Source organism: Bacillus sp. FSL M7-0003, assembly GCF_038628485.1.
In the GTDB taxonomy this organism is placed as follows: domain Bacteria; phylum Bacillota; class Bacilli; order Bacillales; family Bacillaceae; genus Bacillus; species Bacillus safensis.
Genome location: NZ_CP152024.1, coordinates 1,579,919 through 1,604,286, shown reverse-complemented (window position 1 = coordinate 1,604,286; position 24,368 = coordinate 1,579,919). Strand labels below are relative to the sequence as shown.

Genomic DNA, 24,368 nt, shown 5'->3' with positions numbered 1-24,368 from the left:
AATCTATCTCTATCCTTCTTGAGGCAGGATTACGTCTAGTTGAAACGGTGTTTGTTCATTTGAATCAAGTTCAATCGTCTGCTGTTTGAGCATTTTATTTTCTTTACCGATTTGAATCTCATATGTTCCGTGAAATGCTGGACATTTCACATGGCCATTAGCATCGGTTTTTTCAACTCTTTGGGTCGTCCACTCATTTAGAAGCTTTTCATAACGTCGTCCTGCTTCATTTAAAGACCAATCATAATTCACGATGGCTGCATGTTCACCTCTCCAATGGGCACCTGCCCAAAATCCCCACATCAGCACTCCTTTTACGGCTGGATGACTAAATGCGACGCGATATAAAGCTTCCAGGTTATCCGCTCTTCTATTAGGGTCAGGGTGAACAGAATCGTACTCTGTGACCCATATTGGAAGACCAAGCTCAGCCAGCACATCGAGCCTCTCTTTGACAATGACTGGATCGACCCGTTCTTCAAAATGGCCTTGAACCCCAATCGCCTCAATAGGTGCGCCTAACTGACGCAGTTCATTGATATGCGCTTTATAGGCATGGTGTTCACCATAAGAGATCACATTATAATCATTCACAAACAATAGTGCTTGAGGGTCAATTTTTTTCGTTTCTTCATACATCCACTTCCAAATATTTTTCCCAAAGCGATCTTTAAAAAATGAACCATGCATCATTTCATTGTTTACATCCCAATGACGGAACCTTCCCTTAAAGTGATTGCCCGCATGCTCAAGCCGGTTTTTCATGGCTTCATATACTTCGTGATTTGGCAGTGACCTTAGCCAGCTTGGATTCGCATCCTCTACCTCCCAAAATAAAGCGTGCCCCCTCACTGGAAGCTGATGTCGATCTGCAAAATTCAGCATCGCATCTGCTTTTTCGTAGGTGATTTTCCCTCTTTCTGGCTCATTCGCATACCATTTTGCTTCATTTTCAAAAACAGCCCAATTAAAATGCTTCACGAAAAAATCAGCATATTGTTGATTAAATAACACTTGATCATTCATCGCTGAACCAAAGGCGAATTCATGTCTGATTTGCTTTATTTCAACCTCTATTCCTGCTATTGGCTTTTTTTCGCCGTTTGTCACGTTGATCACAAGATCTCTTTGTCTATGCTCTGAGATTCGATCATCCGCCTCTTTTTTCCACATCAGATTTCCCTGCCCGTTTTCGCCCCTATTGAATGAATGATGAAGAAAGCTTCTTTCTTTGACCATGTGAAATCACCCTTATCTTCATTGGATTCATATTACCTATTCAAACTGCCGGCTAGAAGCCGGCAGCTTGCTTTTAACCTCTTAGTTGATCAGACGATGGTATTCAGCATAGGCAGTGGCCATATCCACTTGAGACCAGAAGCGGTGATAAGTGAAAACTGGTGCGCCATTCTCCCATTTGCCTGTAGCTTCATTAAATGAAGACTGATATTTACTTTCGAGTGAAGACCATGCTGGATCTTGTTTAATCTTCGGACGAAGATCAGCAAAACTCGTATAGACCCCATTCCCTCCTCGTTGCGGGTCAGAAGGAATGGTGCTGGCTCCAGGAATCTGATTTCCTTGACCAAATGTCCCGTTCCATCCATTTGGGAAATACACTTCTTTTCTAAAGAAACGGTCATAGTCTTCTCTATCTTCCTCTGTCACTATGCCGACGCCATCATTGTAATTCCATGCAACCTCTAGGAGCTGCGCGGCTGCATCTTTCGCTCTTGCACCAAGCGCTGTATAATCACCTGTTTCCTGCTTTGTGGCTGCAGCAAAGAATATCAAAGCTTTGGCTAGACTTCCTAATACGCCCGTATCCTGAGTCGGATCTTTAGTTACAGCTGTTAAATTTGGATTTCCTGTTGCAGACTGGAACCCATTCCAAGTATCAGGCTGTCCGCTCCAAGCAATATTTCCAGGAAGCCAAAACTCTCCAGGCGCACTTGTTGTAGCAACCGAAACATTCGTTCCTCCTAGAATTCTCTGTCCTTGTTCATCTAAGAAATAACCCTCTTCATCTGACACAGGACGGCTGCCGATAAAAATGTAATCTAAGGCATAGCTGACCCATTTTGTTATGACAGATTTGGCCATTTGGACATTTTCAGATGTTTTGTCGCCATCTTTTACAAAAATATAATAAAGCTCTGCTACGCGCTCCATTGGCCACGCCTGCATTCCAAACCAGTTATTTGAAGGCGGGTCAAGGTAAACAGGTGCATCTTCATATGCCATATCATAAAAAGTACTTCTTCCTGCTGGATAAGCGCTATAGTCTCCATTCCAGCTACTGGTTGCGCCTCCTGCTATGGCTCCTTCTTTCGATTGAAGCCATACGTAAAATTCAAGCTGTCTCTTTAGTGTTTTTTCCCAATCGCTTGCTCCTGTTGCTGAAGATGGCTTTAAGCCTCCTTTATCTGAGGATAAAGCATAAGCAGCGACAGGATTTTGATATCCTTGATGACAATGGCTCGCTCCGATACGCCATGACCAGTTTGCATACTCCCCAAGTCCTCCGCCCCAAGAGGTATACCATGCCATTAAGTAATGACAGGCACCCTTTCCGTTTCCAGGATACGGATTCCCCTGCTTCCCGCTTCCAATCGTTTGAAAATATTTATCGTACATACCGTAACGGAGGAAATCCCCCATTTTTTTCGCTTTATCAAGATAAGCTGACCGATTATAGCCGAGCTCCTTTGCCCAATACATCGCTTGTATCGCGCGCGCATCAGCATCCGTCGCATTCGTATAGCGCCACTGGGCAGCTGGAGCTTGATTTTCTTTTGTGAACAAACTCATAAAGCCTTCATTCGGCTTACCAAAAGATTTATCGTCCTGTGATGGATGAGGGATGGACTCCCACACAGATTCTTGCGGACCACGCTGGAATGTGTTCACATAGGCGGCTGTATGTGATGGGTTGAGCAAGTTGCCATAGCCATACCAGTTATCTACGTCAAGGAGCCAGTGCATTAAATACGTTTCATTCGTCCCATAGGTTGATTTCAATTCACTATCAATTGGATCTTGACCAGCAGGACGAGCACCGGTCAACTGGCTTGGGTATTGATCCGGAAATGGTTTCTCTGCTGCGTATGTGGCTGGGCTGGACGGATTGTAAGCATTCATATGCGGCTGCTCATCATTTCCATCTTCATTGACTGGGATGATGTACTTCTCCATATTGTCCCAAGCTGCCTCTAATTTGCTCCAGTCCCCTGTGTAATGTCCGTACAGCACCTCAAGCCACAGCCAATAGCTATATGCTTCTGAAGTTGTCATATGCCCGTAATCAGGTGCTTCACAAATGAGTGTCTCGATTGAATGATACGGAATTCCTTCTGGTGAAAAATATCCATTCGCATCGCTTTTGATTTGATGATAAAGCGTTAAAAACCGTTCTTTGTTTGACAAGTCCTTCACCCTTTCAATAAAATCGTTGATTTTTATTTGTCTGGAAGTGTGCCAAATACTAAAACACCATCGTCAAAGACGGGAATCTTTGTTGTTTTTTGCATATTGGATGTTAATCCTTGATAGGAATAATCATTTGAGGCATCCCATATATTCGACCCATTTGAAGCAGATAATCGAAATTGTATTTCCTTCTTATGCTCAGATTCTCCTCTAGGAGAAATAGCTACGCCCGTAAAATCGATTTCTGCAAAATAGACGCGGCTTGATGCGTCATATACTTTTAAAGGCGATAAGGAAGCGCCTTCATTGTAGGCTGCTGTCACTTGAATATCCTTTTCAGTGAATCCCTTTGCAAAGACCTCGCTCAGATTGACGTAATATCTAAAAGATAGTGTTTGACTGCTTCTTGCCGGCCAGCCGGACCTGTTGTACAACACTGCTTTCACTTGAGTAGATGTTGTATCGTTATGCATCACAGCTGCCTCTACAAAAAACTCATCCTCCACTTGTTCTTTAGGCGGGAAATTTGGCAGCTTTGATTGCCCTTCACCAAACAGTTGCACCATTTTGGCGATATTTCCAGTAAAGGCGGCATTATAATCGGTCGCCACCTCGTTAGATATATAATCAGAGATGTCATCATCATATTGATCCTGTGCATTAGGACCCCCTACAAGCGCTCCATAAAGAGTGTGCCGGTGAGATGGAGGATTTGTCAGCTGGTTAGACCATGAGCCATGTGCAGTACGGTGGTGCGGGTGCTTCGGCGGATTCTGGCCAAACCCAACGACGTAGCTTCTATTCCGCGGATTATCACCTAACATATAGTGAGTTTGCTTAATCGCAAACGATTGGTATCGATTTTTCTTTTCTTGATCAGATACCCAATCAGCATAGACAAAGGCTAAAAATGCTGCATTGGCGGCATAACGAAGTGAACCCCATTGATCCAGCCATGCCAAGCCGCCAGGCGTATAGGTGATTCTTTCTACTTTTCCATTTTGAACAAGACCTGTGGTCCAGTAATCAAGATTGCGCTCTGTCGATTCTATAAATCTGTTTTCTTTCGTGATTCTTGCTAGTAAGATTTGTGAAGCAAAAAAAGTATTGTCCCATGACATGGTAAACGTATAATCCCAATCCTTCGGCCATTCCTCTACCGCTTTTAATGCTTTGTTTAAATAGGTTTCTTCATTTGTCGCCAAGTACAGCCAGATTCCACCCCAAATAAGTTCGTCAACATAGCCGCTCCAGGAGTTGTAAAATGGCTGCGCATTGGTGACACAATCAGTATATTTGCCGCGATACTTGTCAGCAAATGCATATAGCTGTTTGGCGTGTGTTAAAAGCTTTGCTGCATAGGACGCATCTGTTTCTTTAAAAATGATAGAACCTGCTGCTAAAGCCGCCGCAGTTTGTGCAGCTACTTCTGTGCCAGGACAATGTTCATCAATTTTAAAAGCTGGCCGGTTCATCGGCATCACTTCTGCTGGCCCCCACCAAGCATGATCGGCGTTTCCATCACCTACTTGCGCCCAAAATTCATTCGGTCCTGTATGTGCTTTCAAAAAATAATCTGTTGCCCACTTGATTTGATCTAAGATCTCATCAAGCAATTCTGCTTTTTCATAAGCTTCCCGGTATTCATATACTGTCCATGCAAGCACGGCTGCTGAGTAAGCCATCGGAAGTCCAAATTTCACATGATCTCCTGCATCATACCAGCCGCCAGTTAAGTCATGCCCAACATCCTTCCCGTCCTCTAGTCCAGAATCTCCCCGCCAGTTAAGACGATTGCTTTCCGGAAGCCGGCCTGACCGCTGCGCTTCATAAAACAGCATGGATTTTTGTAAAACCTCTACATAGTTGTAAGATGCCATTTCTCTATTGCTCACCCCTTCTTTTTAGTGAAAAATTGATCAATAGACGCAACCGCCTCCTTTCTATCCTTCGTTTCGTGATCTGTACAGTTTTGAAAAGAATCAAATATGTTTCAAAAATAAGCATAGTAAACAGCAATCAGCTTTACGCTCATCGAAGGTTTTCTCTTGATTCTCCTTCTGACTGTACCCAGAATGATCATATGTCGCTTAAGAACATTTCAGACGGCGAAATTCTCTTTTGAGCTCTATTTGGGTAGAAAGAATGACATACAATCTCTTCTCTTAAAACATCACGCTAAATCAAGATATATGAACGAATAAGAAAATAATTCCAATTGATAAGAAATCTTTATTAGTTAACATAATAAAATTATTGTATATAAAGAAAAGAACGCCCTTTTAGGGCGCTCTTATTTATCACATTAAAATAAAGAAAGCTGGTTTTGATCAGGAAGTGCTTCTAAACAGCCTTGACGATCTAAATATTCAAGGATGGTCTTCGACACTTTTCCGCGTTTTTGTAAATCTTCTTTTGAGAGGAATTCCCCATCTTGCCGCGCGCGGACAATATTTAACGCAACGTTTGTACCGAGTCCAGGGATGGAGTTGAATGGCGGTATTAATCCGTCTCCATCAATGATAAACTCTGTTGCACTTGAGCGGTAAAGGTCAACTTTTTTGAAGTGGTAGCCTCTTTCACACATTTCAAGGGCAAGCTCTAGTACAGTTAATAGGTTCTTTTCTTTCGGTGATGCATCTAAACCTTTTGAATTAATATCGTCCATAACAGCTCGAATCGCATTCGATCCTTTTGTCATCGTTTCAATATCAAAGTCATCCGCACGAACGGTAAAGTAAGCCGCATAGTACAGGAGTGCATGATGCACCTTGAAATAAGCAATACGAACAGCCATTAACACATAAGCAGCCGCGTGGGCTTTAGGGAACATGTATTTGATTTTTTTACAAGAATCAATATACCAGTTTGGTACATTATTATTCTTCATTTCTTCTTCCCATTCAGGAGGAAGTCCTTTTCCTTTACGAACAGATTCCATGATTTTAAAGGCAAGTGACGGCTCTAAGCCTTGATAGATGAGATAGACCATAATATCATCACGGCACCCAATTACTTCACTTAGTTCACACGTTTTATTGTGAATGAGCTCTTGCGCATTTCCGAGCCAAACATCCGTTCCGTGTGATAGTCCAGAAATCTGAACAAGCTCTGAGAAAGTCGTTGGTTTTGTATCCTCTAGCATTTGCCGAACAAATCTTGTCCCAAATTCTGGGATACCGAGTGTGCCTGTTTTACAGCCAATTTGCTCTTCTGTGACACCTAGTGGCTCTGTCCCTTGGAAAATCTTCATGACTTCAGGGTCATCTGTTGGAATCGTTTTTGGATCAATTCCGCTTAAATCTTGAAGCATACGAATGACCGTTGGATCATCGTGCCCAAGAATATCCAGCTTCAACAAGTTATCGTGGATCGAATGGAAATCAAAATGTGTCGTCTTCCAATCGGAACCTGTCGCATCTGCTGGGTATTGAATAGGTGAGAAATCGTAAATGTCCATATAATCAGGCACTACGATAATCCCGCCTGGATGCTGGCCTGTTGTCCGTTTTACTCCTGTACAGCCTTGTACAAGCCGGTCGATTTCAGCGCCTCTCATATGAAGGTTATGATCCCCTGCATAGCCTTTTACGTAACCATATGCTGTTTTTTCTGCAACGGTACCAATCGTACCTGCTCGGTATACATAATCTTCACCGAACAACTCTTTCGTATAGTTATGTGCGATCGGCTGATATTCGCCTGAGAAGTTCAAATCAATATCAGGGACTTTGTCTCCTTTAAAACCTAAGAACGTTTCAAACGGAATATCATGTCCATCTTTTTTATACGGCGCTCCACATTCTGGACAGTCCTTATCAGGAAGGTCAAAGCCTGAACCAACAGATCCGTCATTAAAGAACTCAGAGTGCTTACAGCTTGGGCATACATAATGAGGTGCAAGTGGATTCACTTCAGTAATCTCTGTTAATGTCGCAACAAGAGATGAGCCGACAGATCCCCTTGAACCAACGAGATATCCATCATCAAGTGATTTTTTTACGAGCTTATGAGAGATTAAGTAAATAACGGCGAATCCATGACCGATAATACTTTTTAATTCTTTCTCAATGCGATCTTCTACGATTTTCGGCAAATCATCTCCGTAGATGCTGCGCGCCATTTGATAGCTCATTTCCCGTATTTCTTCATCTGCACCTTCAATTTTTGGTGTGTAAAGATCATCTTTAATAGGTTTAATGCTTTCGACCATCTCAGATACTTTTTGCGTATTTGTTACGACGATCTCTTTCGCTTTTTCGTCTCCTAGGAAGGAGAAGGCTTCGAGCATTTCATCTGTCGTTCTAAAATGAACTTTTGGCAGTTCATGGCGGTTCAGCGGATTCGCTCCACCCTGTGATGAAATTAAGATTTTACGATAAATTTTGTCCTCTGGATGCAGGTAATGTACATTTCCAGTCGCCACAACTGGTTTATTCAACTTTTCGCCAAGCTTGACAATGTTTGTGATGATTTCTTTTAACGCACGTTCATCTCGAACAAGCTCAAGCTGCAGCAGGTGCTGATACACTTCTGGCGGATGTACTTCTAAATAGTCATAAAATGCTGCAATGTCTTCCACCTCATCAGGTGACTTTTGCATCATTCCTTCAAATACCTCACCCTTATCACAAGCAGACCCAACAATTAAACCTTCTCGATATTTCTCAAGTTGAGAGCGCGGAATACGCGGGACCCGGTAGAAATAATGAATATGAGAAAGTGAAACAAGCTTAAATAAATTCTTAAGACCTGTCTCATTTTGAGCAATCAAAGTCGCATGGTAAGGACGTGAGCGCTGGTAAGCATTCGACTGCCCCATGTTTTCATTCAATTGATCGTGATAGGCAATCTCTTTTTCAGCCGCATCTTTTAGCATCTTCAGCATGAGATAGCCTGTCGCCTCTGCATCATAAATCGCCCGGTGATGCTGCGTCAGTTCAATATCGAACTTTTTACAAAGGGTGTTCAGCCGGTGATTTTTAAATTCAGGGTAAAGGAACCGGCCAAGTTCAAGTGTATCAATGACAGGGTTTGACGCTTTATCTGTTTTTAACAGGCGTTTATACGCTGCATTTAAAAAGCCCATATCAAAGCTCGCATTGTGCGCAACAAGGATATCTTGTCCAATCCATTCTTTGAAATCCCGTACGACGTCGACGACATCTGGTGCATCTCTCACCATATCATCGGTGATACCTGTTAATTCGATGGTGGTCGCTGATAACGGGTGATGGGGATTTGCAAATGCCTCAAAGCGGTCAATAATTTCCCCGCCTTTTATTTTCACTGCTGCAAGCTCAATGATCGTGTCATAAACAGCTGAAAGTCCAGTTGTCTCAACGTCGAATACGACATACGTCGCATCCTCTAACAAGCGGTGCTCTGGGTTATATGCAATCGGTACCCCGTCGTCTACTAAGTTGATTTCCACACCGTACATCATTTTGATGCCATGCTTTTTACTTGCTGCATACGCATCTGGGAAGGATTGTACAACGGCATGATCTGTCAGGGCAATTGCTTCATGTCCCCATTTTTTTGCTTGTTCAACAAGTCTGCCAATGCCAGTGACAGCATCCATTTGGCTCATAGGGGAATGTAAATGAAGCTCCACACGCTTTTCACCCTCAGGTGCTGTATCTTCTTTCAGCTGCGGTTTGATTTCATTGACATCATTAGCGATCATGACAAGATCTCTGACAAACGTATCATTTTGAATGCTTCCTCTTGCTTTCACCCACATGCCTTTTTTCAATGATTTCATCAGCTGAGCATCTTCTTTTTCTCTTGCAAACATTTTGATCAAAATACTGTTTGTATAATCTGTGATCTTAAAGATACAAAGCGTTCTCCCGCTTTTCAGCTCACGCGTTTCTGCATCGAATACGTAGCCTTGAACGGTAATTCTTCTTTCCTCGTCCATGATACTGTCAAGCGTACGAATTTCTTCATTGTCTTTGATTTGATAGCCAATCATCAGAGGGCCTGACGGAGCTTCATTCTGCTCCTCACTTTCTTTCTTCTCCATCTCAGTGAGGGCTTGCATGGCTCTTTCTTGATCTTCAGCAAGCTTTTGTTCTCTGAACTTCTGAATCTCTTGATCTGATACAAAAATTTCTGTATCGAATTGCAGCTCTGGAAAGCCCACTTTTTTAAATGCGGCCTGGAGCATCGGGCTGTACTTCTTCTTAATAGCGAGTGCCTCTGTTTCGCTTTTCGTTTTAATGATGATTTTATGTCCAGACAGCGATGGTTTTTGCTGCTGAAGCAAGCTGATGATTGGGGGAGAAATTCCTTGAAGTTCTTCCACACAATGTGACCAGTACGATTGCACGAGTTCTTCAGATATGTGCGGATCACTCACTTCAATCGTACAAGTAATTTGTGCAATATGTGAAAATGCATTTGTCAGCCTGCTGAGAAACATGGCGTATACTTTGTAAGGCAAAAGCGCCTTAAATTTAAAAAGGAAATGCCAAGTTTTCGTCGCCTTATGCACCGTCAATTTGACGATTTCTCCTTCTTCAAAGTAACGACTGAGGTCATCATCTGTCATTTGAATCTGATTGAGTAATATATGAAATTGCCGCCGTGTGATCGGTAATTGTTCATCCAAGACAGGACCCTCCTTTTGTCAATCAGAAAGGTACCTCTTTTCTACAGGAGGTACCTTCATTTTTTTGTTCGTTTTATGCTTGGCGTATAAATGAAATCAGATCATCAACAGATACTTCATGTGATTCACCTGATTTTCTAAACTTCACTTCTACTATACCTTCTTCTGAACGTTTTCCGCAGCTAATACGAATTGGCAGTCCAATTAAATCACTGTCTGCAAATTTTACTCCTGCACGCTCCTGGCGGTCATCGAAAAGTACGTCGAAACCTTCATCTTCTAATCGCTCGTACAACGTTTCAGCCAGTTCTTTCTGCGCATCGTTTTTCATATTTAATGCAAGGAGGTGAAGGTCATATGGTGCCACTGTTTCCGGCCAAATGATTCCTTTCTCATCGTGATGCTGTTCAACAATCGCTGACAGTGTTCTAGAGATGCCGATGCCATAGCAGCCCATAATCATTGGCTGCGCACGACCATTCTCATCGAGGTACGTTGCATCCATCGACTCAGAATAACGAGTGCCTAGTTTAAAGACTTGTCCTACTTCAATCCCTTTTGCAAACTGGATTGTGCCTTCCCCATCTGGAGAAACATCTCCTTCTTGAATCAAGCGAAGATCTGTGAATTCTTTTACTGACACGTCACGTGCAGGATTGACATTGACATAATGATAATCCGCTTCGTTTGCACCAGCGACTGCATTTGTCATTCCCTTCACAGCAAGGTCCGCATAAATATCGACTTCTGCTTCCAATTTAACAGGTCCAACAAATCCAGGCTCAGTTCCAATGACTTCCAGCACTTCTTCGCGTGAAGCAAGCTCGACAAGCTGTGCTCCTACCAAGTTTTTCACTTTCACATCATTTACTTCATGATCACCTCTAGTAATAATGAGAACATACGCATCATCTGCTTTAAACAAAACAGATTTAATGCAAGCAGAAGGATCAACTTCTAAAAATTCAGCCACATCTTGAATGGTTTTCACTTGCGGTGTGTGGACTTTTTCAAGTTCTTTGAAGTCCGCAGGATTTGCTTCTTCTCCGTGATATACAGCCTCAGCCATTTCAATGTTTGCAGCATATGAGGAAGTATCAGAATAAGCGATGGTATCCTCTCCGACTTCTGAAAGCGCCATGAACTCATGCGTATCTTTTCCTCCCATTGCCCCAGAATCTGCAATGACTGGTCTAAAATTGAGACCCACTTTTGAGAACACATTAGTGTAAGCCGTAAACATTTTGTTGTATGTCTCATCAAGGCTTTCTGGTGAAGAATGGAATGAGTATGCATCCTTCATGATAAATTCACGTCCGCGCAGCAGTCCAAAGCGTGGTCTCTGTTCATCACGGAATTTTGATTGAATTTGATATAAAGTTAAAGGAAGCTTCTTATACGATTTCACTTCGCTGCGTACTAGCGATGTGATCACTTCTTCGTGGGTTGGGCCAAGCGCAAATTCGCGGCCATGGCGATCCTTCATACGCATCAGTTCTGGACCGTATGTATACCATCTTCCTGACTCTTGCCACATTTCTGCCTGCTGCAGCACTGGCATTAACAGCTCAGCTGCGCCTGCCTTTTCCATTTCCTTGCGGACGATCGATTGAATATGCTGAATGACTTTATGCGCAAGCGGCAGATAATGATAGATTCCACTTGTATTTTGTCTAATAAACCCAGCTCTTACTAAGAGTTGATGACTTTTTGCCTCAGCATCTGCCGGCACCTCTCGAAGAGTTGGAATGAAAGTCAGGGATTGTCTCATGTCGTTACACCTCATTTATGAAATAGGACTTCTCACAAAAACTCTTGTTTCCCGGAATGAGAAACAAGAGAGAATGGTTTTTATAAAAATAACCGCTGAATGTCATTCCACGTTACCACTAACATTAACAGCATGAGGAAAGCAACACCGATAAAGACAACAAGTGCTTCCTTCTCACGATTAATTGGTTTACCGCGAATGGCTTCAACAAATAAGAATAGTAAACGTCCTCCGTCTAATGCAGGAATCGGTAACAAATTCACGATGCCTAGGTTGATACTGAGGAACGCCGCAAACTGCATTAATGTTAACACACCTTGTTTGGCTACTTCTCCTGTCATGTCATAAATTCCAACAGGACCTGCTAACATGTCTAGTGAAAATTGTCCTGTGACAATTTTTTGCAAGTTCGTTAAGATCAGACCTGCCGTTGAAATGACAGTTGTTCCAGAAGATGAAATAACTTTCAAAAATCCATTTTCCGTTGGCGGATATGATCCGAAACGGCCAATGCTTTTCCCATCTGCTTTTACAGCTTCTGGTACAACCTGCACAGTGCTTTCTTTGCCGTCTCGGTCAATGACGACATTCATTTTTTTCTCAGGGTTCTTTTGAACTGTTTGAACGACGTCTGTCCAAGAATTCATTTTCTCGCCGTTAATGGACACGATGTGATCTCCCTGCATGAGTCCAGCCTCAGCCGCTCGGCCGTCTTTCGTCAGCTTACCGAGTACAGGATCATCAACGGTTACCCCTTGAATAAAACCTAAAGCAACCAAAATCACATACGCCAGGATAAAGTTCATAATCGGTCCAGCTGCGATGGCTTTAATTCGCTGCCAAACTGTTTTTGAACCAAATTGACGATTGTATGGTGCGATTTGAATTTCTTCACCATCTGCAATATAGAAGCTTGTTTGACTGACATTGTAGCCAGTCAGAATATCTTCATTTCCAGCTTCATATCCCGAGATTCTCATAGCATGATCTAAATCAATCTGCTCAACTTCGATGACAAGTGCATCAGGATATTTTTCTTTATCATTTAAAATGATCTTTTCTACTTCATTTTGCTCATTGAATAAGAGCCCCACTGTATGACCTGGTTTAATTTCGATAACTTCAGGGTCCTCTCCGGCCATTTTAACAAATCCGCCAATAGGGAGAAGTCTAATGGTATAAACGGTTTCTTTTCGTTTAAAGGAGAAAATCTTCGGCCCAAAACCAATTGCGAACTCGCGGCATAAAATCCCCGCGCGCTGCGCCATAATTAAATGGCCAAGCTCGTGGAAAAAAACGAGCGTTCCAAAAATAATAATAAACGCAATCACTGTATTCACGAACATACCACCTTATGTGAGGATTGATTGAACAAAGTCTCGTGTATCTTTGTCCACTTCATGGATATCTTGCAAACTAGGCGTTGAAATCACATGATGTCTGATTAGTGCCTTTTCAATCAATTCTTCAATTTGCAGGAACGTTACTTTGCCTTTCAGAAATGCATCGACTGCCATTTCATTTGCTGCATTAAGTACAGCAGGCATTGTCCCTCCTATTTTACCTGATTCATAAGCAAAATGTAAGCAGCGATACCTGTCAAAATCCGCTTTTTGGAAATTCAATTGTCCAATCTCCCAAAGGTTCAATGATTTCGCTTCTTGTAACGGCGCCCTGTCAGGGTATGTGAGTGCATATTGAATAGGCACTCTCATGTCAGGTGTCCCTAACTGAGCCATGACGCTTTTGTCGTGAAATTCCACCATCGAATGGATAATGCTCTCTTTATGTAGCAGCACATCAATTTGTTCATAAGGGATATCAAACAACCAATGTGCCTCGATCACCTCGAGCCCTTTATTCATCATCGTCGCTGAATCAATGGTGATTTTCGCTCCCATCGACCAGTTCGGGTGGTTCAGCGCTTCTTCAACCGTAACACCTTCAAGTTCAGTTCGTTTTTTATCTCGGAAACTACCACCTGAAGCTGTCACGATTAAACGTTCAATATTTTTAGCTTGTTCACCTTGCAGGCATTGAAAAATAGCGGAATGCTCACTATCGACAGGAAGTAAAGGTACATCATATGTTTTAGCGTACTCTTTTACTATATGACCAGCTGTCACAAGTGTTTCCTTATTTGCGAGAGCAATCGTCTTTTTTTGTTCAATGGCCTTTAATGTTGGAACAAGTCCAACACTTCCTACAAGTGCATTGACCACTACGTCCACTGCATCATAGGTCGCTGCCTCGATGTTGGCTTCATCACCAGCAGCCAGCTTCACATCGTATGCAAATGAATGATTTTTTAGCATGTGATAGGTTTCTTCGTCTACACAGCCGACGAATTCAGGCTGAAAGCGCTCAATGATCGGAATCGCCTTTGCTATATTTCTGCCAAATGTCATGGCTTTCAGCTTAAACTTGTCCGGGTGCTGACTGATCACATCTAACGTTTGTTCTCCAATTGATCCTGTTGCGCCTAATAGCGAAATATATTTCAAATTGCCACTCCTTCTCTCGTTCAATAAGTTTCTATGAGGTTAGCTGGCAAACGTTGCGAGCAGTAAGTATAAAAACGGCAGAACGAATAAAAAGCTGTCAAACCTGTCCAAAATCCCGCCATGGCCAGGGAGAATTGTCCCTGAATCCTTCACGTGATAATGACGCTTTAAAGCAGATTCCACAAGGTCGCCAAGCTGTCCAAAGATACTGAGTAAAAGAGTAATAAACATCACAAGCAGATATGATGGCAAAAATCCTGTAACCGCCTGAAACACAAGTGACAACACGACCGCTGTGACGATTCCGCCGATAAATCCTTCTACTGTTTTGTTTGGGCTGATTTCTGGCCAAAGCTTTCGTTTCCCCATAGATTTTCCAATAAAATAGGCTCCTGAGTCAGTAGACCAAATAATCACTGCTGCGAAGAAGATCGCACTCATGCCATATAAGCCTCTAATTTGGATAAAATAATAGAAACTAACGCCAATATATAATGTGGCTAATACAACAAAAGCAACCTCATCGAAAGTGAAAGAGTTTTTGCTCAAAACTGTATAAGTTAAAAGTATTAAGACTGCAAATAAAGCAATCTGCATTTTTGATGCGTCCACGTTTGGGAAGAAGCTGTTGTCTCCGCCCATTAAAAGCCAAAGCAATATTAAGCTGACAATACCAGGAAAGCTGAAAATCGAGATCTTTTTCATTCTTAAAAGCTCAAAGAGAGCGACACTTCCCATTAAATAAATCAGCAGGGTAAATGGCATCTGTCCATATATAACTGCAAGCAAAAAGACTGCAGCTGCCAAAACACCCGTCAAAATTCTTTGTTTCATCTGCACCACCCTCTAAATTCCACCGAACCTCCGGCCGCGGCGCTGGTACTCTCCGATAGCGCCTATAAGGTGCTCATCAGAAAAGTCAGGCCAAAGCACATCCGTAAAGACAAACTCGCTGTACGCAATTTGCCAAAGCATAAAGTTGCTTAATCTAATTTCTCCACTCGTGCGAATGAGCAAATCCGGATCTTGAAGAGATTCTGTCATTAAATAAGCTGAAAACATCTCTTCTGTGATGTCTTCTGCTCGAAGCTTACCTTCTTTGACCTTTTCAGAAATTTGTCTGCATGCGGAGACGATTTCTGTGCGCCCTCCATAGTTGAGCGCAAAGTTTAAAACGAGCCCGTCGTTATTCGCCGTACTCTTTACTGCGTTCTCTACCGCTTTTTTCGTATGCTGCGGGAGGCCGTCTGGATCACCTGTTAAACGCACACGGACATTCTCCTCGATGAGTTCAGGCAGGTAGATGTTTAAAAATTCTTCAGGAAGTTTCATTAAAAAGTCTACTTCTAGTTTTGGACGTTTCCAATTTTCCGTAGAGAAAGCATACAAAGTCAGCACTTTGACATTCAGCTCATTTGCAAGCTTTGTCATGCGCTTGACGACTTTCATTCCTTCATGATGACCTGCTACCCGTGGAAGAGCACGTTTTTTCGCCCATCTTCCGTTCCCATCCATGATAATGGCGATATGTTCAGGAATTTCTCCATTTAATATGTCTTCTTTTGTCAGGCTTTCTAAGTTGGAAGCTGCTGTTTGCTGATTCTTCCAATTTTTGAGTATATTGAGCATGAGATTCCTCCATCACCCAAAAAGGTTGCGTTCCCGCTAAATAATATAGTCATCAACAGTATTAACAAAAAAACCCCCTGTAAACATGAAGAGGGTCTTTTCACTATTATCTATTGTACATAGTTTTTTCTTAAACTTCCATGATTTCTTTTTCTTTATCTTTCGTCACGTCATCAATTTTAGCGACATATTCATCTGTCAATTTTTGAACATCCTCTGTCGATGATCTTAATTCATCTTCAGTGATCTCCCCATTTTTCTCAAGCTTTTTCAAATCATCGTTTGCATCACGACGCACGTTACGAACAGCTACTTTTGCTTCTTCTGAGTATTTTTTTACGACTTTCACAAGCTCTTTACGTCTTTCTTCTGTCAGCGCAGGAATCGCAATGCGGATCACATTTCCGTCACTTGTTGGCGTGATGCCAAGATCAGACTTTTGAATCGCTTTTTCGATATCACCGATTGCTGTTTTATCGTAAGGTGTGATAATCAGCATACGTGCTTCTGGCACTGTGATCGACGCAATTTGGTTAAGCGGTGTTTGTGCACCGTAATAATCCACTGTCACTTTATCAAGCAGTGAAGCATTCGCACGGCCTGCACGAACAGTTGCAAGCTCACGTCCGTACGCTTGTACGGCTTTTTCCATTTTTTCTTTCGTTTGGTTCAACACTTCTTTTGACACGTTATTTCCCCCTCACGATCGTTCCGATTGATTCGCCGTTTACGGCACGTTTAATATTTCCTTCTTCCATAATGGAGAAGACGATTAATGGAATGTCATTGTCCATACATAATGAGGACGCAGTAGAATCCATTACAGCAAGCCCTTCTTTAAGTACATCAAGATATGAAAGCTTATCATATTTTACTGCATCCGCATCTGTACGAGGATCAGCACTGTAGACACCATCTACATTATTTTTCGCCATTAAAATGACATCTGCTTCAATTTCTGCTGCTCGAAGTGCTGCTGTAGTATCTGTAGAGAAATAAGGATTCCCTGTTCCAGCAGCAAAAATGACGACACGTTTCTTCTCAAGATGACGGATCGCTTTTCTTCTTATGTATGGTTCTGCAACCTGTCTCATTTCAATAGAGGTTTGCACTCTAGACTGAATGCCAAGCGTTTCTAGGCTGTCCTGTAACGCCAGTGAGTTCATCACTGTTGCCAGCATCCCCATGTAGTCTGCTGTTGCACGGTCCATTCCTAGATCACTGCCTGTCTTCCCGCGCCAAAGGTTTCCTCCGCCTACAACGACTGCAACTTCAACATCAAGCTCTGCAATTTCTTTTACTTGCTTTGCAATTGATTGAATGACAGTTGGGTTAATTCCATTTCCAGCATCACCCGCTAGTGCTTCGCCACTTAGCTTCAGTACAATGCGATTATATTTCGGTTTGCTCATGATAACCTCCAAGTGTATACTATACCGTCTCTTATTATGCGTAAGAAACTGCCTTTTGTAAATCAATATCCTCTAAAAAATAGGGAACACAGTGCTTGTGCTCCCTAAAAAAGCCCCAGAGAGCTTTTCAAACATTATTTTTTCACTTGGCTCATAACTTCTTCAGCAAAGTTGTCTTGACGTTTTTCGATACCTTCGCCCACTTCATAGCGAACATAAGTTTGAACAGTTGCGTTTTTCGCAGCTACAACTTGTTTCACTTTTTCATCTGGGTTTTTAACGAACGCTTGGTCAAGTAAGCAAATTTCTTCGAAGAATTTGTTTAGACGGCCTTCTACCATTTTAGCTACGATGTTTTCAGGCTTTCCTTCTTGAAGCGCTTGCTGTGTTAGTACTTCACGCTCACGGTTTGCTTCTTCTTCTGACACTTGGTCACGAGAAATGTATTTAGGGTTTACAGCTGCAACGTGCATTGCGATGTCTCTTGCAAGCTCTTCGTCAGTTGTTCCGTTAAGAACAGCTAACACACCGATACGTCCGCCCATGTGTAGGTAAGAACCGAATGCAGCATTATCTTCTTTTGTGATGACAGAGAAACGGCGTAGAGTGATTTTCTCTCCGATTTTCGCAATTGCAGATGTGATATGCTCTTCAACTGTTGAACCGTTTTCCATTTTAGAAGCATGAGCTTCTTCAAGTGTTGCAGGTTTAGCAGCAAGCAAATGATCAGCAAGTTCGTTAAGAAGTGCTTGGAATCCTTCGTTTTTCGCAACGAAATCAGTCTCAGAGTTCACTTCTAGGATCACGCCTGTGTTACCGTCAGTTTTGATAAGAGTTAATCCTTCTGCCGCAATACGGTCTGCTTTTTTCGCAGCTTTTGCGATTCCTTTTTCTCTTAGAAGGTCGATTGCTTTCTCGATGTCACCATCAGTTTCTGTTAACGCTTTTTTACAGTCCATCATACCTGCACCAGTTTTTTGACGCAGTTCTTTAACTAATTGAGCAGTAATTGCCATTTTACATTTCCTCCTTCTATGTTAAAACACGGATTACTAGGTGAAAAAAAGGTGATAAAAGGCATTTCCCTCTTATCACCTTTTGAATAGGTTACGCAGTTGTTGTTTCAGTTTCTGTCGTTTCTTCTACAACAGCTTCTTCTTCGCCTTGTTTAGACTCAAGAATCGCATCTGCCATTTTAGCAGTTAGAAGTTTTACAGCACGGATTGCATCATCGTTTGCAGGGATCACAACATCAATTTCGTCTGGATCACAGTTTGTGTCAACGATACCGATGATTGGGATATTCAATTTACGAGCTTCTGCAACTGCAATACGCTCTTTACGAGGGTCGATAATGAAAAGTGCATCCGGAAGACTCTTCATGTCTTTGATTCCGCCTAGGAATTTTTCAAGACGCTCTAATTCTTTTTTCAGTTGAACGACTTCTTTCTTAGGAAGAACTTCGAATGTACCGTTTTCTTGCATTTTTTCAATATCTTTTAAACGTTTAATACGTTTTTGGATTGTTTCAAAGTTTGTTAAAGTTCCACCAAGCCAGCGTTGGTTCACATAGAACATACCAGAACGGATTGCTTCTTCTTTCACTGAATCTTGTGCTTGCTTTTTCGTACCAACGAAAAGGATTTTTCCTCCGTCAGCAGCAAGGTTTTTCGTGAAGTTGTAAGCTTCCTCTACTTTTTTCACCGTTTTTTGAAGGTCGATGATGTAGATACCGTTACGCTCTGTAAAGATGTAACGCTTCATTTTTGGGTTCCAACGGCGAGTTTGGTGACCGAAGTGAACACCAGCTTCTAGCAATTGTTTCATAGAAATAACTGACATTTTGTTGCCTCCTAATATAATGGTTTTTTTTCCTCCGCTTAAGTCATGTTCACATAAAACTGCGCCACGGCAGCACCTTTATACGAATCATTAAGCGTGTGTATTTAACACCAAGAAATAATATAACACATGATGGACTGACAATCAAGAATCCTTTACAGCTTTCCGCTAAATTTTAATAAAAGCTCGATTTCTGTCTTGCCAGTTTTCATTTCTTTCGCTATTTCTTCTAGTGACCGCCCTTCATCATATAGGGTCTTCACTTGGTCCTCGAATGTTTCTTCTATTTCACTTTTAGAAGGCAGAGAAGCCTCTGTTTCAAGTTGTGGAACGGGTTCGTTTACCTTCTCTTCCTGCACCTCAACTTCGCTAAGGAGAGCCGACAGGTGCTCTGGTACGGGATCTTCACTTTCGACCGATTGCTGGGATTCAATTGGTGGTTGTGGCTGCTTTGGTGTCTGAAGATCCGATTTCAGCTCTTCAGCAGAAAAATCAGGGGAAGCGGCTGCCACTTTTGATAGTTTGTCATTCTCTTCTTTGACCTCCATCAAAAATGCAGCCAGGGTATTTTCCGTTTCTTCTAGAAGTTCTCGCTGCTTTTGTTCTGTTGCCTTCAGCGAATTCATTCTCGTATATAAAATAATCACAAAATAAATAAGTGCAGCATGAAGCATGAAGCTAATCAGCCATAACATATTTTTTCACTCACTAACTCTTTAAGATTGAATGGCTTTATCAAGCAGATGCTTAAGCTTGAACAAGGCCTTTGAATGAATTTGCGAAATGCGCGAAGTAGATAAATTGAGCACTTGACCGATTTCAGTTAATGTCAGTTCTTCTTTATAGAAAAGACTGATCACAAGCTTTTCTTTTTCTGAAAGCTCTGTGATTTTTTCAGAAAGCTGTTCAATTAATTCATCTTTCAGCATTTTCTCTTCTGGAGTCACAGACTTCTCGTCGCGAATCATGACTTGGACGTTCTCTCCGTCTTCTTGATCATGCAGCTTCTCATCGATTGAGAGCAGATTTGCAAAGAATCCTTCATTCATCGTTGTGACGACATCCTGTTCACTCATGCCGAGTTCCTCAGCCACCTCTGTCGGCGTCACATTACGCAAATAACGCTGTTCAAGCTTTTCAATAGCCGCTTCTACTTTTTTTGTTTTTTCTCTTGATGTACGAGGCAGCCAGTCCTCTTTACGAAGACCGTCGATAATGGCCCCGCGGATTCTGAAGGATGCATATGTATCAAACTTCAGATCTCTTCCGGGATCAAATTTTTCAAGGGCATCATATAAACCGAGCATCCCTAGACTGATCAAGTCTTCTTTATGCACTGACTTCGGGAGACCGATGGAAATTCTTCCAACATGATATGTGACGAGCGGCATATAGCGGCGCATAAGATCATCTCCAGCAGCTGGGTCTTTCCACTCTTTCCATCTAGCCCATAGCGCCTGATCTTCGTAATTTAAGGATTGCATCTTTATCCCCCTATACTTCCTTAGTTATATCTTCATAATGCCTTGCTTCACAGTACGGATCTCAAGCTCTGCCGTAAGCGGATCGAATTCGATCGTGCGGCCACTGTTTCCGCCTGTATCCTCACTAATAATCGGGATATGATGAAGAGACAGATGTTCTTTTACAGCTGAAACGTTTCTAGGTCCAATTCTCATTAGATCATTGGTTGACTTAAACTTAAACATTTCCGCCCCGCCAGCAAGTTTTGCCTTTAGCGCATGTTTGCGTGCGCCTGCTTTTAAGAGCAGATCAATTGTATGCTTGACACCTGTATCTGCATATTTAGCCAAGTTCTCCACCGCCCCTTTTGAAAGAGAGGAATCTGGAAGCATAACATGGACAAGGCCTGCAAGCTTTTTGTCTTGATCAAACAAGACAAGCCCTACGCAGGAACCAAGACCGGATGTCCGAATGCGGTCCGGTGATTTAACAAGCTGAACATCCGCAATACCAACCTTTACAACTGCCGGAATTTGCACGTTCATTATAGGTTACCTAATGCTTTGAATAGTTTTTCGAACGATTCAAAGTCTGGTAATAGAAACATATTTCCTTTCAGCTCTTGCTTATTTTGATCATCAAAAATAGATGTATCAATCACAATCGCCTGATCACCAAGAGGACTGAATTGCATCAACCCTTCACTAATGACAGCCCCGAACATATCGAGCGTGACATCTGGAACACTTGGGTAAAGCTGCAATTTGGTTAAATCGGCAAGAGCTGATAAATAAGAGCCCGCTAAAATATTTCCAAGTTCATGAAGTGCTGACGTCCCCATCTCATGTTCATGAATCGTATCAATATCAAATGCCGGATCCTGGACAAGCTCTCTTACAAATTGCTCTGCTTGCTCAAACGGCATAATGAAAAAGATTGAGCCGGTTAAATCCCCTTCCATTCGCAGGAAAATGCTTGCAACAGGAAGGTCTGCACCGCCAAAGAAATCCATTAAATCTTCAAACGAGAGAACCTTGACAAAAGGAACAGCCATATCTATTTTGCGATCCAATAGGTTGGCAAGAGCAGACGCTGCGTGGCCTGCCCCGATATTCCCAACCTCTCCTAAAATATCTAGCTGTTCATCTTTAATTTCGTTGAAAATGCTCATTTCACATCCCCCTTAATGAACAGGTGCACCTTGAACGCTCTTGTCGAGGACAGCACCGGCATGAATGATATTGAAAAGACGCTGATCATGCTTAATGATACCTGTCACCCATGACTGTCCTTCTTTTTCAGCTGATTCAGGAGAAGATTCTACTTCTTCCTGATGAACGGTTATGACATCATTTGCTTCATCAACAATCCAGCCGACTTCAATGTCACCAACTTGTACAATGATCATTCTTGTTTCATCTGTAATTTCGTTGTCAGTAGAACCAAGTCTGACTCTCAGGTCAATGACAGGTGTCACGACACCGCGTAAATTAATAACACCGCATATATAAGGGGCAACGCCAGGAACTCTTGTCGGCTGCTGCCATTTTTCAATGGACTTTACTTCTGATACTGAAATGGCGTATTCTTTTTTGTTTACGATAAACACAATCATCTTTTCGCCAGTTTTGATATCTGTACTCATTTCAGACCGCTCCTCTATTGTTTTTTACTTGATCAGTGCATTACAGTCAACGATGAGTGCAACTTGACCGTCACCTAGGATCGTTGCGCCGGATATCGCAAATACGTTTGGCAGATAATCTCCTAGTGATTTCAATACAACCTCTTGCTGACCAATAAATGAATCGACCACAAATGCTGTCAGCTTGTCTCCTTTACGAACAACAATGATGTGCAGTTCTTCCTCTAATTCATTCGCATTTGGTACGTGGAATTGTTTCTTCAAGTACACGACCGGTACGATAAATCCGCGGAAATCAATCACTTCACGATCATGCGTTTGCAGGATGTCACTTTTCTTAATGACAGCCGTTTCAATAATAGAAGAAATCGGAATCGCAAATGTTTCCTCTTCTAGTTTTACAAGAAGAACGGAAATAATCGATAATGTAAGCGGAAGCTGGATCGAAAATAGTGAACCCTGTCCTTCTGTTGAGTTAATGCTTACAGATCCGCCAAGTGATTCCAGCTTGTTTTTCACAACGTCAAGACCTACACCGCGGCCTGAGATGTCAGAAATCGTATCAGCTGTAGAGAATCCTGCTGCAAAGATCAATGAATCAATTTGATGATCTTCAAGTGTTTCTGCTTCTCTTTCTGTGATAACCCCGCGCTCTAATGCCTTTTCAAGCACCTTTTTACGGTTAATTCCGCCGCCATCATCTTCTACTTCAATGAAGACATGGTTTCCGCTATGGTACGCTTTTAATAGAACCGTACCTTTTTCCGGCTTGCCTTTTTTCACACGTTCTTCTGGTGATTCAATCCCGTGATCTAGACTGTTTCTGAGTAAGTGCAAGAGCGGATCACCAATCTCGTCGATCACTGTTCGATCAAGCTCCGTCTCAGCACCCTCAATAATAAGCTCAATTTTCTTATTAAGCTCTTTCGTCAATTGACGAATCATACGCGGGAATCTGTTAAAGACAGTTTCCACAGGTACCATTCTCATGTTCAGGATGATTGATTGCAGGTCTCCAGAAATACGAGTCATTCTTTCGACTGTGTCTGTGAGTTCGTTATTTTCTAGTTCTTTCGCAATCTGTTCTAATCGGCCTCTATCAATCACAAGTTCTTCAAATAGATTCATAAGAGAATCAAGACGGTCGATGTTGACACGAATTGTTTTCGTTCCGCCGGCAGCTGCACCGTTATTGCCATTTGCTTTTGGCGCATCATTTGCTGGCGCTTTCGCAGCAGGAACGGATACTTCTTCTTTTTTCTGTTCAGTCTGCGCCTCTTGTTTTTCAGCTGGAGCTGCTTCTTCAAATGCGGAGACTTCAGAGATCTCAACCTTCTCAACCTCTGAGATCGCCGTAACGATTTTCTGTACTTCGTCCATCGGCTGTTTAGAAAGATAAGAAATGCTGAATTCAGATTCAAAATCTTCTGATTCTAACAGTTCTGCATTTGGAACGGTTTTGACAACCTCGCCTGCTTCATTTAATCTTTCAAAAATCATATAGACACGAACGGCTTTTAGTAAGCACGCTTCACTTAATGTCACGTTGAGTTCATAGCATTTGAAGCCTTGCTCTCTCGCTTCATCAAGAACCGTTCGTTCAAATTCGTTATAATCTAAGTCATTAGCAGCAGCTGATGCATCTGCTGTTTCAACGCTTGAAGCTGCCTCAGCATGGCTTCCTGTCACATCTAGCTTTTTACTAATCTCTGTGACATCACGTTTCCCGTCTCCTCCTTCTGCAATCGATTGAACCATTGCTTCAAGATGATCGAGTGCTTCGAACATCGTATCCATTGACTCAGGAGTGACAATCATTTGTTCATTACGGATAGCATCAAACATGTTTTCTAAATGATGCGTTAAGTGAGCCATATCATCAAAGCCCATCGTTGCACTCATGCCTTTCAATGTATGAGCCGCTCTGAATATATCATTCACTAGCTGCAAGTCGGTTGGGTTCTTTTCTAAATCAAGAAGTTTTTCATTACAAGTTTGTAAGTGTTCTCTGCTTTCATCTAAAAAGATATCTAAGTATTGGTTTACATCCAAC

Annotated in this window: 19 protein-coding genes; all 19 read right to left on the bottom strand. The window is 42.2% G+C overall.

The genetic code is table 11. The annotated features are described in order from the left end of the window. Positions 1–9: 9 nt before the first annotated feature. Positions 10–1,239, bottom strand: coding sequence for an endo-1,4-beta-xylanase (locus MHI23_RS08125; RefSeq protein ID WP_125586777.1), 1,230 nt, complete (start codon positions 1,237–1,239; stop codon positions 10–12). A gap of 81 nt (positions 1,240–1,320) precedes the next feature. After that, complete coding sequence (locus MHI23_RS08120; protein WP_342492428.1) at positions 1,321–3,426, bottom strand: glycoside hydrolase family 48 protein; 2,106 nt, start codon at positions 3,424–3,426, stop codon at positions 1,321–1,323. Between the two features lie 32 nt (positions 3,427–3,458). Continuing rightward, positions 3,459–5,309 (bottom strand): glycoside hydrolase family 9 protein, encoded by a 1,851-nt coding sequence (locus tag MHI23_RS08115; RefSeq protein ID WP_024426995.1) that lies wholly within the window; start codon positions 5,307–5,309, stop codon positions 3,459–3,461. A gap of 425 nt (positions 5,310–5,734) precedes the next feature. Continuing rightward, positions 5,735–9,988, bottom strand: coding sequence for a PolC-type DNA polymerase III (locus tag MHI23_RS08110; RefSeq protein ID WP_242056707.1), 4,254 nt, complete (start codon positions 9,986–9,988; stop codon positions 5,735–5,737). A gap of 133 nt (positions 9,989–10,121) precedes the next feature. Further along, entirely contained in the window at positions 10,122–11,819 is a 1,698-nt protein-coding gene (locus tag MHI23_RS08105; RefSeq protein WP_056766449.1) for a proline--tRNA ligase, read from the bottom strand. An 80-nt stretch (positions 11,820–11,899) separates the two neighbouring features. Continuing rightward, positions 11,900–13,165, bottom strand: coding sequence for an RIP metalloprotease RseP (gene rseP / locus MHI23_RS08100; RefSeq protein WP_087975441.1), 1,266 nt, complete (start codon positions 13,163–13,165; stop codon positions 11,900–11,902). A gap of 6 nt (positions 13,166–13,171) precedes the next feature. After that, positions 13,172–14,323, bottom strand: coding sequence for a 1-deoxy-D-xylulose-5-phosphate reductoisomerase (gene dxr / locus MHI23_RS08095; RefSeq protein WP_024424147.1), 1,152 nt, complete (start codon positions 14,321–14,323; stop codon positions 13,172–13,174). A 39-nt stretch (positions 14,324–14,362) separates the two neighbouring features. Continuing rightward, positions 14,363–15,157: a phosphatidate cytidylyltransferase gene (locus tag MHI23_RS08090; RefSeq protein ID WP_024424148.1), complete on the bottom strand. Its 795-nt coding sequence runs from the start codon at positions 15,155–15,157 to the stop codon at positions 14,363–14,365. Between the two features lie 12 nt (positions 15,158–15,169). Continuing rightward, on the bottom strand, positions 15,170–15,952 hold the full coding sequence (locus MHI23_RS08085) for an isoprenyl transferase (protein ID WP_024424149.1): 783 nt from the start codon (positions 15,950–15,952) through the stop codon (positions 15,170–15,172). Between the two features lie 130 nt (positions 15,953–16,082). Beyond that, on the bottom strand, positions 16,083–16,640 hold the full coding sequence (gene frr, locus MHI23_RS08080; RefSeq protein WP_024424150.1) for a ribosome recycling factor: 558 nt from the start codon (positions 16,638–16,640) through the stop codon (positions 16,083–16,085). A gap of 1 nt (position 16,641) precedes the next feature. Continuing rightward, positions 16,642–17,364 carry a UMP kinase gene (pyrH, locus tag MHI23_RS08075; protein WP_008344767.1) on the bottom strand — a complete coding sequence of 241 codons (723 nt, stop codon included), beginning with the start codon at positions 17,362–17,364 and terminating at the stop codon, positions 16,642–16,644. A gap of 134 nt (positions 17,365–17,498) precedes the next feature. After that, positions 17,499–18,380 carry a translation elongation factor Ts gene (gene tsf / locus MHI23_RS08070; protein ID WP_024424151.1) on the bottom strand — a complete coding sequence of 294 codons (882 nt, stop codon included), beginning with the start codon at positions 18,378–18,380 and terminating at the stop codon, positions 17,499–17,501. 91 nt (positions 18,381–18,471) lie between these two features. After that, positions 18,472–19,206: a 30S ribosomal protein S2 gene (gene rpsB, locus MHI23_RS08065; RefSeq protein WP_024426991.1), complete on the bottom strand. Its 735-nt coding sequence runs from the start codon at positions 19,204–19,206 to the stop codon at positions 18,472–18,474. Positions 19,207–19,361: 155 nt separating this feature from the next. Continuing rightward, positions 19,362–19,901, bottom strand: a complete 540-nt coding sequence (locus tag MHI23_RS08060; RefSeq protein ID WP_024424153.1) for a hypothetical protein — start codon at positions 19,899–19,901, stop codon at positions 19,362–19,364. 21 nt (positions 19,902–19,922) lie between these two features. Further along, on the bottom strand, positions 19,923–20,690 hold the full coding sequence (locus MHI23_RS08055; RefSeq protein WP_024424154.1) for a FliA/WhiG family RNA polymerase sigma factor: 768 nt from the start codon (positions 20,688–20,690) through the stop codon (positions 19,923–19,925). A gap of 24 nt (positions 20,691–20,714) precedes the next feature. Continuing rightward, the gene (locus tag MHI23_RS08050) at positions 20,715–21,215 is read right to left on the bottom strand and encodes a chemotaxis protein CheD (RefSeq protein ID WP_024424155.1); all 501 of its coding nucleotides are present in this window, start codon (positions 21,213–21,215) and stop codon (positions 20,715–20,717) included. After that, the gene (locus MHI23_RS08045; RefSeq protein ID WP_024424156.1) at positions 21,215–21,841 is read right to left on the bottom strand and encodes a chemotaxis protein CheC; all 627 of its coding nucleotides are present in this window, start codon (positions 21,839–21,841) and stop codon (positions 21,215–21,217) included. Before MHI23_RS08045 ends, MHI23_RS08050 begins: the two co-directional genes overlap by 1 nt. A 12-nt stretch (positions 21,842–21,853) precedes the next feature. Continuing rightward, positions 21,854–22,315 (bottom strand): chemotaxis protein CheW, encoded by a 462-nt coding sequence (locus tag MHI23_RS08040; RefSeq protein ID WP_024424157.1) that lies wholly within the window; start codon positions 22,313–22,315, stop codon positions 21,854–21,856. 24 nt (positions 22,316–22,339) lie between these two features. Then, the gene (locus MHI23_RS08035) at positions 22,340–24,367 is read right to left on the bottom strand and encodes a chemotaxis protein CheA (protein WP_135031776.1); all 2,028 of its coding nucleotides are present in this window, start codon (positions 24,365–24,367) and stop codon (positions 22,340–22,342) included. Position 24,368 lies beyond the last annotated feature (1 nt).

Coding starts and splice junctions, on each gene's coding strand:
- MHI23_RS08105 (WP_056766449.1), bottom strand. CDS start 11,819: ATGAGACAATCCCTGACTTTCATTCCAACTCTTCGAGAGGTGCCGGCA.
- MHI23_RS08090 (WP_024424148.1), bottom strand. CDS start 15,157: ATGAAACAAAGAATTTTGACGGGTGTTTTGGCAGCTGCAGTCTTTTTG.
- MHI23_RS08040 (WP_024424157.1), bottom strand. CDS start 22,315: ATGAGTACAGATATCAAAACTGGCGAAAAGATGATTGTGTTTATCGTA.
- MHI23_RS08055 (WP_024424154.1), bottom strand. CDS start 20,690: ATGCAATCCTTAAATTACGAAGATCAGGCGCTATGGGCTAGATGGAAA.
- MHI23_RS08125 (WP_125586777.1), bottom strand. CDS start 1,239: ATGGTCAAAGAAAGAAGCTTTCTTCATCATTCATTCAATAGGGGCGAA.
- rpsB (WP_024426991.1), bottom strand. CDS start 19,206: ATGTCAGTTATTTCTATGAAACAATTGCTAGAAGCTGGTGTTCACTTC.
- MHI23_RS08115 (WP_024426995.1), bottom strand. CDS start 5,309: ATGGCATCTTACAACTATGTAGAGGTTTTACAAAAATCCATGCTGTTT.
- MHI23_RS08110 (WP_242056707.1), bottom strand. CDS start 9,988: ATGACAGATGATGACCTCAGTCGTTACTTTGAAGAAGGAGAAATCGTC.
- MHI23_RS08060 (WP_024424153.1), bottom strand. CDS start 19,901: ATGTTATGGCTGATTAGCTTCATGCTTCATGCTGCACTTATTTATTTT.
- MHI23_RS08085 (WP_024424149.1), bottom strand. CDS start 15,952: ATGCTCAATATACTCAAAAATTGGAAGAATCAGCAAACAGCAGCTTCC.
- MHI23_RS08045 (WP_024424156.1), bottom strand. CDS start 21,841: ATGAGCATTTTCAACGAAATTAAAGATGAACAGCTAGATATTTTAGGA.
- tsf (WP_024424151.1), bottom strand. CDS start 18,380: ATGGCAATTACTGCTCAATTAGTTAAAGAACTGCGTCAAAAAACTGGT.
- rseP (WP_087975441.1), bottom strand. CDS start 13,165: ATGTTCGTGAATACAGTGATTGCGTTTATTATTATTTTTGGAACGCTC.
- pyrH (WP_008344767.1), bottom strand. CDS start 17,364: ATGAGCAAACCGAAATATAATCGCATTGTACTGAAGCTAAGTGGCGAA.
- MHI23_RS08050 (WP_024424155.1), bottom strand. CDS start 21,215: ATGAACGTGCAAATTCCGGCAGTTGTAAAGGTTGGTATTGCGGATGTT.